General features: G+C 54.9%; 8 protein-coding genes. 2 read left to right on the top strand and 6 right to left on the bottom strand.

The features are described 5' to 3' along the window. Positions 1-7 precede the first annotated feature (7 nt). Complete coding sequence (locus tag HS105_01010; GenBank protein MBE7515182.1) at positions 8-796, bottom strand: methyltransferase domain-containing protein; 789 nt, start codon at positions 794-796, stop codon at positions 8-10. Positions 797-809: 13 nt separating this feature from the next. Continuing rightward, positions 810-4,508 (bottom strand): FAD-dependent oxidoreductase, encoded by a 3,699-nt coding sequence (locus HS105_01005; protein MBE7515181.1) that lies wholly within the window; start codon positions 4,506-4,508, stop codon positions 810-812. 265 nt (positions 4,509-4,773) lie between these two features. Here HS105_01005 and HS105_01000 point away from each other — a divergent pair, with 265 nt between their 5' ends. Then, entirely contained in the window at positions 4,774-7,272 is a 2,499-nt protein-coding gene (locus HS105_01000) for a polysaccharide biosynthesis tyrosine autokinase (protein MBE7515180.1), read from the top strand. Here the strand turns inward: HS105_01000 and rfbD are convergent. From rfbD to HS105_00980, 4 genes are all read right to left on the bottom strand, one after another. Next, a complete protein-coding gene (gene rfbD, locus HS105_00995) occupies positions 7,269-8,111 on the bottom strand; it encodes a dTDP-4-dehydrorhamnose reductase (protein MBE7515179.1) in 843 nt (280 codons plus the stop codon). The two genes, HS105_01000 and rfbD, sit on opposite strands and share 4 nt — an antisense overlap. Next, complete coding sequence (gene rfbB / locus HS105_00990) at positions 8,112-9,122, bottom strand: dTDP-glucose 4,6-dehydratase (GenBank protein ID MBE7515178.1); 1,011 nt, start codon at positions 9,120-9,122, stop codon at positions 8,112-8,114. A 28-nt stretch (positions 9,123-9,150) separates the two neighbouring features. Continuing rightward, on the bottom strand, positions 9,151-9,786 hold the full coding sequence (locus HS105_00985) for a PH domain-containing protein (protein MBE7515177.1): 636 nt from the start codon (positions 9,784-9,786) through the stop codon (positions 9,151-9,153). Positions 9,787-9,965: 179 nt separating this feature from the next. Further along, on the bottom strand, positions 9,966-10,811 hold the full coding sequence (locus HS105_00980; GenBank protein ID MBE7515176.1) for a lytic transglycosylase domain-containing protein: 846 nt from the start codon (positions 10,809-10,811) through the stop codon (positions 9,966-9,968). Between the two features lie 212 nt (positions 10,812-11,023). On the opposite strand from HS105_00980, the gene HS105_00975 reads away from it, so the two are divergent. Then, a complete protein-coding gene (locus HS105_00975; GenBank protein MBE7515175.1) occupies positions 11,024-12,271 on the top strand; it encodes a magnesium transporter in 1,248 nt (415 codons plus the stop codon). The last annotated feature ends 116 nt before the right edge of the window (positions 12,272-12,387 follow it).

Raw genomic sequence — 12,387 nt, 5'->3', positions numbered from 1 at the left:
CCCGCGTTCAGGCTTTCTTTCCCGTAAGCAAGGTCGCTTTTACCGAGAACCGAAAGGAGAGCGTTCCTGCGTCTTTGTCTATCAACTGCGCCAGCCGTTCGGCCGCGGCTTCGGCCGCATCCACATCCAGCCCTGACAGCCATTGGGGCAGAAGTATGTCCTGCACCAATGGAGCCGAGATGAATTCGGCGCCGTCCTGAAACTCAAATATCTCGTTTGCCGTCTGCGTCTCAACATCGGTCATGCCGAGTTCCTTTGCGATCTCTTCGAGCCGAGTGGTCGAGTGCAGCCCTGCGATCAAAGCTTCGACATCGAAGCTGTGGTCGGCATCATCCATCAGCACTTCCCAAAGCAGCGAGAATATCTCGCCGTAACTGCCTGCGGTAGGCAAAAATACTGCGATGCGGCCGCCGCTTTTGGCAAGTCGTACAGCATCGCCGATAAGTTCCTCAGCCTCATCGGTTAGGATGAAAGAGCCGTCAGCGATAACTGCATCGAACGCGTCGTTCTCGAAACGTATCCGCGAAAAATCGACCTTTGAACCGACCGCCGCAGCCTTATCGCGTGCGATCGCGAGGATCTCGTCCGTTTCGCACAAAGCAAAAATATCTGTCTTTTCACCGAAGCGCTCGTCGAGAGCCAGCGCATGGCTGCCCGTACCGGCATTGATATAGAGAAGCGTCTCAGCATCGGCAAGATCGAGATGCTGATCCGCAAGCTCAGTAAAACGCTGCGTCCAAATGCCGTCGATAATGTGTTCGCGGAGGAACGCGAGTTCCTTTTGTGTCTTAGCCATACCGTCGTGCTGCCTATCTGATGAGTGCTGCGGTCCGCATGGTCTCCTTGAACTCCTCTTTGCTGAACGCGCGGTCTAGCCAAAGATTCGTCAACTTTTCTTGAATGCTGTTCGCTTTCAGTCGTTCGTTCAGATTCTTGAAGTCAACGAAATCGAGATGCTGATCCTGATTGAAGCACGAGAAAACAAAGAACTCCTCGCCGGTGTACGGGTTGACATGCCGCTGCAGGCACTGCGCACAGACCTCTTTCATCATGCACTGCATCGGGCTGTTGATCGAACCGATCGCCGTGTGGCCGGGCCTTAGGAACGGCTTGAGCGACGTGTGCCGCGCCTCGCGTACGCCGTTCATCATACGGTCGGAGCCGATGGCAACGATGCGGTCAACGTCGCTCAGCTCGACGGTCTTATCGCCGAGCTTGCCCTCTGCATACGCGACCATTGCTTGGACGATATTGCCGCGGAAATGCGCATCCTGCGGTCTTGACGGGACGATCTCACTTCCCCGATCGGTTGACCATATCACCTGATCGGTAGCCGTTTCGATCTCTTCGCGTTTGTAGAGGTCGTCGCCGTTCTTATAGCCGGCGAAGTAGATCACCTTGTTGTTGTTCTCACGCAAGGCACGCGCGATAGAGAACAGAACGGCATTGCCGAGCCCGCCGCCCGCGAGCAGCACATTCTCGTTCTCGGGTATCTCGGTCGGTGTGCCGGTCGGCCCCATCACTAGGACCTCTTCGCCCTCTTTTAGAAGCGAGACGAGCCGTGAGCTTGTTCCCATCTCGAGCACGATCATCGAGAGCAGGCCCTTTTCAACATCGACCCACGCACCGGTGAGAGCAAGCCCTTCCATAAGAAGCTTATTACCCTCGACGCTTGGTGCCGTCGTCTCGAAGTTCTGAAGTCTGTAGAACTGTCCCGGCCGGAACTTGCGTGCCTGGAGCGGTGCCTTAACGATAACGTCAACTATCGTCGGCGTCAGACGGTCGATCTTGACGACATACGAGCGGAGTTGCTCATTGAGTGTCGCCTCGAGATCATCGAACTTCTGCAGCAGATCGGACGATCTACCCGTGTCACGCTCGCCCAGTTCATCCGCAAAGATCTCAACAACCTTTTGATAGCCGTGCTTTGCCGATGCCATCGCCTTTACGACATTACCGGCATATTTGGGGTGATTGTCGCCGTAATACGAGATGAACTTGCCGTCATGCTCGTATGAAGTGAAAAAGCCGGTCTCGCCTTTCGGTGTTTCGACGCTGTGCAGCTTGCCGTCGGCTCCGCGTTCGATATGATGCGGCCGGAAATACTGCCGCCAATCGTCCATCTTAAAGGTTCCGGGCTTTTCCTTTTCATAGATGACGTTGGGCGAAGTGCCCGCAGCGACACAGACCGTGCGTGCCGGGAATTCGCGAATATCGCCGGTGCTATTGAATTTCGCCGTTTCTGCGTCGTATTCGAGCCGCTCGAACTTCAGGGCCTTTACCGCGCCGAATTCATCGGGAACGGCCTCGACCGGCGACATACATTCGACGAATTCAATACCTTCCTCAAGCGCCTTTTGCACCTCTTCGTGATTGAGACGATACGCGGGCGAGTCTTGAAGCCGCTTGCGATAGACAAGCGAAACACCGCCCCAGCTTCGCACCATCGACAGCAGATCCGGCTCTTCGCCGGCCTCGGCAGCTCGCACGCGTTCAGCGCGGATCGCCCGTGCGTGTTCGAGAAACTCAGGCAGAACTGTGAGTTCTTCCGGGTCAAAGGCCTTCATTACCTTTTCTTCACCAAATTCTTCGACGACCTGCTCATATTTCTGCAGCATCTTTTCGACCTGTATCGGATAGTAGGCGAATATCTCTGTCGCACTGTCAACGCCGGTAAGGCCGCCGCCTATAACTACCGCAGGAAGGCGGATCTGCAGGTTCGAGAGCGTGTCCTTCTTGAACGCACCCGTGAGCTGCAGCGACATCAGAAAATCGCTCGCCTGTCGGATGCCTCGTATAAGGTTATTCTTCATCGGGACGATCGTCGGGCGGCCCGCACCGGTCGCGATCGCTATGTGGTCAAAGCCGTAGCTCCAAACATCCTCGATGGTCAGCGTGCCGCCGAACCGTACGCCGCCGTATGCCCTGAAGTTGCGACGCCGCGACAGCATTAACTGAAGGATGGTCAGGAAGTTCTTGTCCCAGCGGACGGTGATACCGTATTCCGAAACACCGCCGAAGCCTGAAAGAATGCGTTCGTCGAGGTCCTGCTTGATCTCGGCGATGTCTTTGATCGGCTTCGGGCAGGTGCGGCCGAGTTCGCCTGTCCAAAGGTCGCGGAGCGGCTCGATCTTCAAGCCGTCGATGCCGATGACGCCAAAGCCCTCGTTCAAAAGATAATGTGCAAGCGTGTAGCCCGCAGGCCCCATACCGACGACAAGTATATTCTTGCCGTTGTAAGGCAGCGGGTACGGCCGCCGGGCGTTAAGCGGATTCCAGCGGGCCAAGAGTGAGTAGATCTCAAATCCGAACGGCAGGTCGAGTACGTCGGTCAAGATCGACGTCTCGGTCATCGGTATGTTGACCGGGTCCTGTTTCTGAAAGATGCAGCCCTTCATACAGTCGTTGCAGATGCGGTGGCCCGTACCGGCACACATCGGGTTATCGATCGTTACCAAAGCAAGTGCTCCGATCGAATCGCCCTGCTTCTTGACCAGATGCATCTCCGAGATACGTTCTTCGAGTGGGCAGCCTTCGGTCTTTATGCCAAGAGGGTTGCGCTTTACCGTTCCGTCGTTCTCATGCAGTCCGGTCGAACAGCTATCCTTGCCGCGTTCATGACATATCAGGCAATAGTCGATCTCGTAAAGCGAATCGCGCATCGAACCACGCTCATCCGTCAGTTTGAAGCCGTCTCGCCGGCGCAGGCCTTCCTCAGGCCCCGTCATTACGTTGGCCAGGTCAGGCTCAGGACGGATCAGATGGATAAGGTTCATGTAATCGGTGGCATGTGCGGGCCTGAAGCTGTACCACTTCTTTGACCTCGCAGAGAACGCCGCCGCAGTCCATGCCTCGATAATGCCAAGGGCCGCTTTGATCGCGAGCAGGTCGCCGGCCGCTTCTTCGCCGATGACATTTGCCGTATAGAATTCACCGAACTCTTTGTCCTTAAGCGTCTCGTACGCCTTTTCAACACGCAAAACCGTATCCGCAACGGAAGACGGTATCTCGACCGGCGGCTTTGCAAGTATTTCTTCCGCATCAAGCAGGCGGCAGGTCATATCTGCGATCGAAAGCTCTTCGTCGTGAACCAATGTTTCGTCGAATGCGGCATTTCGCAGCTGCGTGACCGCAAGCCAAAGCTTCGCTTCATGCAGCTCGGCAAGCTGATCGGGCTTGAATTTCTTTGCAGCACGGCGTTGAACAAAGAATTTGTACTTCCAGATCGGATTTTGGATGGTGATCTGCTTGCCGAGCCATTCACGCTCCTTTGACACGCCGAAAAGCCGTGCGACAAAATCCGACAAGAAAGGCGCTGCATCGGTCAATATCTTTGACTCGGCGCGGCGTTCGTAGCCTATGCCTCCGGCAGCGATATACTTTTGAAGAGATTCGCCGAGAACGGGATCCTTATCCGTAACCTCCTTATAAAAGTCCAAGGTCAGAGACCTCAGTTTTATCGGGTCAAAAAGGTCAGAGTATCGGTAAGGGGCAATGCCGAGTTCCATATCGAGCGTGCCGACAGTGCCGTTGTTGATCGATGCGTCAGTCATATCCTTCACCTCGCACCTAAGCGAAGTTCGCCGTGCGCAGGCTAAATGATTAATATATCACGCGGGCGACGGCACTTCGCAATGGGTCGAAGAAAGGCTGCCAAGAAGCGAATGCAAAAAATTACTGTGTAAAGTGCTGCTAAATATGTTATAAAAACAGGTTCGTACATTTCTTTTCGCAAAAGGCGGAATCAGTGAATGATAACGACTTTAAGGTGGTATGGAACAAGATCAAAGGCTTACGCCGCTCCCGCGCGGTGCTGAATTACAAACATCGCAACACGGCGAGTATCCCGCGAGCTACGGCGGCTTCTATGACGATGAGACCCTTGCCGGAAAGCGGTCGCTTCGCCATTATTACAACATTGTCTATAAACGCCTGCCTCTTGTAGCGGCGATCGTCATTGTTATTACGGCGGCGGCGGCGTTCTACTCATATCGTCAGCCGTCGATCTATCAGGCCACGACCGAGCTGATCATCGAGCCCCGTAAACCGCAGATCACGCAGAAAGATGCGATCAACATCAACTTCGGGAACGATCAAAACTACTACAACACCCAAATGCTGCTCCTGCAGAGTCCCGATCTGATGAAAAAGGTCGTTCTCGCACTCAACCTGCAGCACGATGCTAGCCTTTTGCCTGACCAGAACAGAGGTTTTTTCGCATCGCTCAGATCACTGTTCGGCGGAACTTCGAACACTGCATCGGATAATGCACTGCCTGTCGTCAATGACATGACGCCCGGCACCGACACGGCGAACAAGATCCAGCTCACACCTGAAGAAGATTTGCGGGCGACACGCTATGCCGCGATGCTTGGCGGCGGCTTGAAGGTCGAGCAGCTCGAAGGCACCAATCTCGTCTCTGTCAGCGTACAGAATCAGAACCCTGCGTTGGCAGCCAAATTTGCCGATAAAACTGCTGAGCTTTTTATCGACGAGAATGCAAAGCGAGAACAGGAAGGTTCGCAAAACGCTTACGATGAGCTTACAAAGTCGATCGAAGAGCTCAAACATACACTTGCCGAACAAGAGAATGAGCAAATGGCGGCACAGCGCGACAGCGGCCTGCCCCTTCAGGATAAGGGCGGCGATCTTCGTGCCTCGAACTTGCAGACCTTGCTGACACAATACAACACGGCACATGACGAGACCGCGCGAATACAGGCCCTTTACAACGCCGCTCTAAGCGCCAGCGGAAAAGGCGACATACTTTCCGTAGTCGGCGACAACAAGGCACTGCTTGATGTCAGAAGCCAGAACCTGCGCCGCCAGGCCGAACTTGAGAAGCGGATCGAGGATATCGACCGCAAGATCAACGAGGCAAGGGAAAAGAAAGAACAGCTCCTTACAAAATACACGCCTGAATATCGTGACGTAGTAGCTGTAACGGCGCAGATCACCGAACTCGAAAATCAGAAGGCCCGCATCAGCCGCGAGGTCTCAGAGAAGATCAAGGTCGAAGGCGACAAACTGCAAAAGGATGCCGAGCGGGAAGTGCTTGCAAGCCTCCGTTCGCAGCTCTCGGCCGCGCAGCAGCGTGAGGAAAAGGCCCGCATAACCTACGCTCAAGCCTCAGATCGTGCCAACGTCGAAGGCCAAGCTGAGACCCGACTGACGACACTGAAGCGCGAGATCGAAACGAACCGCAACTTGCTCGACACGTATCTGCAGCGGCAAAAGGAACTCGAGCTGACGCTGACCGGCGGCAGGCCCAACAATATAAAGATCTCGAATATGGCCGCAGTACCGCAGGCACCTGTCGGCCCGCAGCGTGTTCGCAATATCCTGATCGCGATGCTCGCATCGCTTGCAATGGGCATCGGCCTCGCATTCCTGCTGGATTACCTCGATGATTCAGTACGCACCTCGGATGACATCGGGCGCCACCTCGGACTGCCGACACTCGGGCTGATACCTCATCGTGCAGGATCGAAGGGTTCACAGGCCGCTCTTGAACTCAAGAACGGGAATGCCTTGACCATTGCGACGCTTGAAGAGCGCAATTCGCCGACCGCCGAGGCGTATCGGCATCTTCGAACAAGCCTCCTTTTCTCATCAGCGGGCAAGCCCCCGCAGACAATACTTGTAACCTCGGCACAGCCATCTGAAGGCAAGACGACGACCGCCGTAAACACCGCGATCACACTCGCGCAGGGCGACGCCGAAGTTATCATCATCGACTGTGATCTGCGTCGTCCGCGGCTGCATTCATATTTCAATTTGGCGAACTCACACGGCCTTACGAACTACTTGTCGGGCGAGCGTTCGACAGAAAATCTCATCAAGGTGCATCCGGAACTGCCGCGTCTCAAGATCATTACAAGCGGCCCGATACCGCCAAATCCGGCGGAACTGTTGTCCTCGGATGAAATGCGCAACCTTTTGCAGTTCCTACGCGGGCGGTATAAACACGTCATTATCGACTCGCCACCGGCGTTATCCTTCACTGATGCGGCCATTCTCTCGACGATCGTTGACGGCGTGGTACTCGTAGCAATGGCCGGCAAGAGCTCGCTGCACCTATTGAGGCAGTTCAAGAAGCGGCTCAGCCATATCGGAGCGAGGGTCTATGGCGTGGTGCTCAACGGCGTTAAGGCAGGTTCGACCGATTACGACTATTATGGCAGCGGCTACTACGATTATTATCATCGAAGCAGTGCCGATGATATGACGCCTATTATGGACGAAGCTGTTGAAGAAGAAAGGATCTCTTAACCGCCGATGAAACGTTCAAGTGCCTCGATCCAATCCGGCATCGGGCCGAGGCCGAACCTTTCCGAGAATAAACACGCCATCTTTGAGCTGTCAGGCCGTGCGGCAGGACGGCGCAGGGAGTCTTTCGAAACGCTCTCGATCAGCGATACGTCAAAGCCGCCGATGCGGCACACCTCGCGGGCAAACCCCTCATAGGTCGTGCCGCTGCCGGCGTTAGTTACGTGAAAGATGCACGGAAGATCGAGCACGGCAAGTTCACGAATACGCCGAGCAAGATCGGCCGCGTAGGTCGGCGTTCCGTAAGCGTTACTGATCGCTTTTATCGTTTTCCCTGCCTCAAGCAGCTCAGGCATCACGCTCAGGAAGTTCGTGCCGCCCGTACCGTAGATCCAGCCGGAACGCACAATAATGGCGCGGGCATTCGCAGCACGCACACGGAGTTCGCCTTCGAGTTTCGACCGCGCATAAACGCTCGCCGGTGCCGGCGTATGACGCTGGGTATAGAAACCGTCGAAGCTTCCGTCAAAGACGAAATCGGTCGAGATGGTTATAAGAAGAGCATCAATATCCCGACACGCAGCCGCCAAATTCTCGGGGCCAAACGCGTTGACGGCAAAGCATTTCTCCTGCTCATTTTCCGCACCGTCAACATCAGTATAGGCGGCACAGTTCACAACAACATCGGGCCGCACATCCGCTATCGTACCGCGGGCCTGCTTACTGTCAGTGATATCAAGCTCGGCGCGCGGCAGGGCAACGACCTCGTCGCCCGCGCGGAAGCAATGGTCAGCCATTGCCTTTGCAACCATTCCGTTCGCTCCCGTGATCAGAACTCTCACTCAGCGTGCCCCGTACATTTTCTGGTAATAGCTGCGATATTCGCCGCTGCGGATCCGCTCAACCCATTCACGGTTCGCCAAGTACCATTCGATCGTTCGGCCGAGTCCTTCCGTCCAACTGACGGCAGGCGTCCAACCGAGCTCGGTTTCGGCGAGTGTCGGGTCGATAGCATATCGGCGGTCGTGGCCCAGCCTGTCCGTAACATATTCGATAAGCGAATGCGGCTTGCCAAGTGCGTCCAATATAGCTTTTACAACGTCGATATTGTACTGCTCGTTACGTGCTCCGATATTGTATGCGGTGCCGTCGCGGCCTCGTTCATACGCGGCCCAAATGGCTGAGCAATGATCGTCCACATAGATCCAATCGCGCACATTCCTGCCGTCGCCGTAAACCGGCAGCGGAATGTCATTGAGGGCGTTGGCTATCATCAGCGGAATTAGCTTTTCTGGAAACTGCCGCGGGCCGTAATTGTTGCCGCAGCGTGTTACAACTGCGTCAACGCCGTGCGTCTCGCGTGCGGCCCGCACAATGAACTCCGCCGCCGCCTTCGACGCGGCATACGGCGAATTAGGCTGTAAACGTGAAGCCTCAGTGAACAGTTCGCCGCTGTCATCCGGCAGTGAGCCCATTACCTCATCTGTCGAAACTTGAACGAAACGCCTCACCTTCCTCTCGCGCGATGCATCGAGCAGGACCTGAGTGCCGATTATATTAGTCCGCAAAAATTCGTCTGCCGAATGAATGCTGCGATCGACATGCGATTCGGCAGCGAAATTAAAGATCGCCTCACAGCCGTCAGGCAAGGCGGCCAGTACCGCTTCACGGTCGCAAATATCGCCTTTTACAAAGGTGCAGCGTGAAGTATTAAGGTCAGCGAGATTTTCGAGGTTGCCGGCGTAGGTCAGCAGGTCGTACACCACGACCTCGGCATCGCTCTTCTCAAGCATCTGACGCACGAACGCCGAGCCGATAAATCCCGCACCGCCGGTAATAAAAAAAGTTGCCATTGGTCAAAGCCGCCTGGTAAAAAGTGTTTCAACGCTCCAATCTTCGCATCTGCTTGAGAAGTGCATCGGCGTATTTTTGGGGCGAATTTATATTCTTCAAAATGATAGTGCCGCCCTGCTCGCTTGCATTGTCGATCGAGAGGTCGCCAAAGCCTACAAGACGCTGGAGGATCGTTGTCTGCACGGTAACATCCTGGATCCGACGAAGCGGGATGTTACGCGTCGTGCGTGCTATCAAGCCGCTGTCGATCTCGATCTTGTTCTCGGTCAGCGTATAGCGGATCAGCCGTTGCTTTATATGATAGATCGCCGGGATCAGGAATAACAGCAAGCCCAGAGCAACAAGGATCCATGACGCGACACCCGAGAACAGAGCACTTGCAAGGCCCACAAAAATCAACGCACCGACCGCCGCGAGCACATAGCCCGCTTTTACAAAGACCAGCGTCGGCGAGATCGAGAATATCTTCTGCTCCTCGTGATGATGGTCAGCGTCATCAACCGGTTCGACACGCTCCGTCGCGGGCGGCGTGCCGAGAGCAGACATCATCGGCGCTTCGCCGCGCGAAGCAACACGCGTTTCTGTCTCGTCTATGCCTGCACCGCACTTTCGACAGAACTTTGCGGTGTCGGAATTTTCTTGTCCGCAATTCTCACAGAACATATCCGCTGTATTATTCCCCAAAAGACATCGATTATCCACACCCGACGCACAAAAACGCGGCCGGTCAACGCAACCGGCCGCATGTCTTTCGACGAATGGAGAAGAGAGTTGCTCTTTGCTCGGTGGAAGTCTGTTCCGTCGAAAAGGCAGCAACGACCTTTTCGCAGCGGATCTGAAAACTATTGATTAACGAGCCGCATCCTGCCATCCGCAAGGCGGATCGCGACGGCATCCTGCCTAAAGGACAATTCAAGCGTCGGCTTCTTTTCGAGCTTTGCGGCGGTCGCATTATTTACACGTCGATAGTTTCGCGCGAACGTACCGTCCGAGATCGAAGCGTATCGGCTCGTAATTCTGCGGACGTATTCGCGCGTCTCGCTGTACGGCGGTATCGTGTTGCCGTATTTCATTACCGCGCCTTCACCGGCATTATAACCCGCAAGAGCCAGCGTTATATCCTGTCCGAACATATCGAGCAGCATCCGCATATACTTCACGCCGCCCTCGATGTTCTGCTTTGGATCATAAATGTTCGTTACGCCGAGGCGGCGCGCCGTTGCCGGCATCAACTGCATAAGGCCGCTGGCGCCTTTGTACGAGGTCGCCTTCAGCTTGAACGACGATTCCTGATGCATCTGTGAGTAGATAAGCAGCGGGTCGATTCCGTATCTTCGGCTGGATTCGACTATGTAAGAATCGATCGTGAGGTCGCCGGTTGTAAAGCCTTTCATATCCTTGGATGCACTCATCGTCAACCGGGCGCGATTAGATGCGATAAGGTCGTGCGGCTTTGCAAAGCCCTCATAAACAGCCATTTGCGGCCGTGATTGGACGGTCCTTTTTACAAGCGGCTTCTTGGATTTGACCGTCTTTTGTTTGGCAGTTACCGCCGCGGCCGTTTCGGGCCGGTAAACCTGAACACCGCGTGCGGTGTCAAAATTGTCGAAGAATCGAGGAAGGTTTTGTGCGTAGGATTGGCTGCCGAGGAGGCAGAACGTCAGAAGTGTGAAGTAGGTTGCTTTCATTTGGTCGGTTTACGAACGGACGGGTATCTGCACGGCTCGGTGCGCCATTCGGCTTGCCTTACCGCCTAATCTTATACAAAGACCTAAGACATCATTTGTTCCACAAAACTAAAGATGTTTTAACTATTTTTATACCACCGGCGAATATTGAGCGTTCGACACACCGCCGATCGTTAGCGACGCGACCGATTTTGAGTTAAAGTTTCGTTTATATGCTGTACGTATCGCAGATACTCAACAGGCCGATCACGGATGCGCGGAACGAGAAGATCGCAGCCATCCGAGATGTCGTTGTGCGGTACGGGGACGAGGATTATCCGCCTGTGGTAGGCATCGTGGCACGCTATCGCCGGCGGAATTTCTTTATGCCGAGCGGTAATTTTACGGATCTAGGCCCGCACGGCGTCCGCATGACGACGACGGTGCTCGACCTTACGCCGTTCAAGCGCCACGATGGCGAAGTGCTGCTTATCAAGGACGTTCTCGACAATCAGCTTATCGACGTTGACGGTAAGCGGGTTGTTCGCGTCAACGATGTACAGTTGATCGAAACGGGCAGCGGTTGGCGCGTGTCGGGTGCTGATGTGAGCCTGCAGGGCTTTGTTCGCCGCTTGATGCCGCAAGGTTTTTTCGGCAGTGCTCGTCCGGTCGAAGTTATTGATTGGGCCGATGTCGGCTACCTTGCGACCGACACAGCGACGGCCACCGTACAGCTCAAATCATCCAAGGACAAGCTCTCACGCCTGCATCCCGTTGAGATCGCACAACTTGCGGAAACGCTCTCACCGATACACCGCACAGAGGTTGTCGAAAGCCTCGACGATGACATCGCCGCTGACACGCTCGAAGAGATGTCAACCGAGGCTCAGGCACGCATCCTCGAGGAAATGGATGAGGAGCGTGCCGCCGATATTCTCGAAGAGATGTCGCCTGACGACGCGGTCGATGTGCTTGACGAGATGGATGACGAAAAATCGGAGCAGTTGTTTGCCTTGATGGAGGATCATGAAAAGGCGGATGTTGCCGCGCTGATGGCGTATGAGCACGACACGATCGGCGGATTGATGACCACCGAATTCGTTACCTTTCCGCGCGATCTGACGGTCGGCGAAGCGATCCGCTCATTACGCGAGATGGCAGAGACACCGAACATGATCTACTACCTGTACATCGTCGAGAAGGAAGGCTCGCGAAAGATCTGCGGCCTTATCTCGCTCCGTTCTCTGATACTTGCCGACCCGACAAAGAAGCTCGAAGATGTGATGCGTGTCGATTTCCGCTTTGCGAACCCGCATGAATCTGCCGAGGAAGCGGCACAGGCGATAGCCGAATACAATCTGCTTGCTTTGCCTGTGATCGATGATGACGGCGACATTGCGGGTATCGTTACGGTGGACGACGCGATGGAGTTGATACTGCCAAAGAATTTGGGCCGCAGGCTTCCGAGGATCTTTAGCTAGAATTGCGAACAACGCTGTTTATGTTCCGGGAAATTAGTCGTTCGTGACAGGCGGCCTTCATTCAGTTACCATTCGCGGTTTGCTTCGTGTCACAGATCGCTGATCGGCGGTGTTTC

This window comes from Chloracidobacterium sp., from assembly GCA_015075585.1.
Taxonomy (GTDB): Bacteria; Acidobacteriota; Blastocatellia; order Pyrinomonadales; family Pyrinomonadaceae; genus OLB17.
The sequence above is the reverse complement of the archived record's forward strand: the minus strand, read 5'-3'. Positions and strand labels throughout refer to the sequence as shown.

Bases quoted from the DNA above. Each gene is read 5' to 3' on its own strand.
- HS105_00985 (MBE7515177.1), bottom strand. From the start codon at position 9,786: ATGTTCTGTGAGAATTGCGGACAAGAAAATTCCGACACCGCAAAGTTC.
- HS105_00975 (MBE7515175.1), top strand. From the start codon at position 11,024: ATGCTGTACGTATCGCAGATACTCAACAGGCCGATCACGGATGCGCGG.
- HS105_01000 (MBE7515180.1), top strand. From the start codon at position 4,774: ATGGAACAAGATCAAAGGCTTACGCCGCTCCCGCGCGGTGCTGAATTA.
- HS105_01005 (MBE7515181.1), bottom strand. From the start codon at position 4,508: ATGGAACTCGGCATTGCCCCTTACCGATACTCTGACCTTTTTGACCCG.
- HS105_01010 (MBE7515182.1), bottom strand. From the start codon at position 796: ATGGCTAAGACACAAAAGGAACTCGCGTTCCTCCGCGAACACATTATC.
- rfbB (MBE7515178.1), bottom strand. From the start codon at position 9,122: ATGGCAACTTTTTTTATTACCGGCGGTGCGGGATTTATCGGCTCGGCG.
- HS105_00980 (MBE7515176.1), bottom strand. From the start codon at position 10,811: ATGAAAGCAACCTACTTCACACTTCTGACGTTCTGCCTCCTCGGCAGC.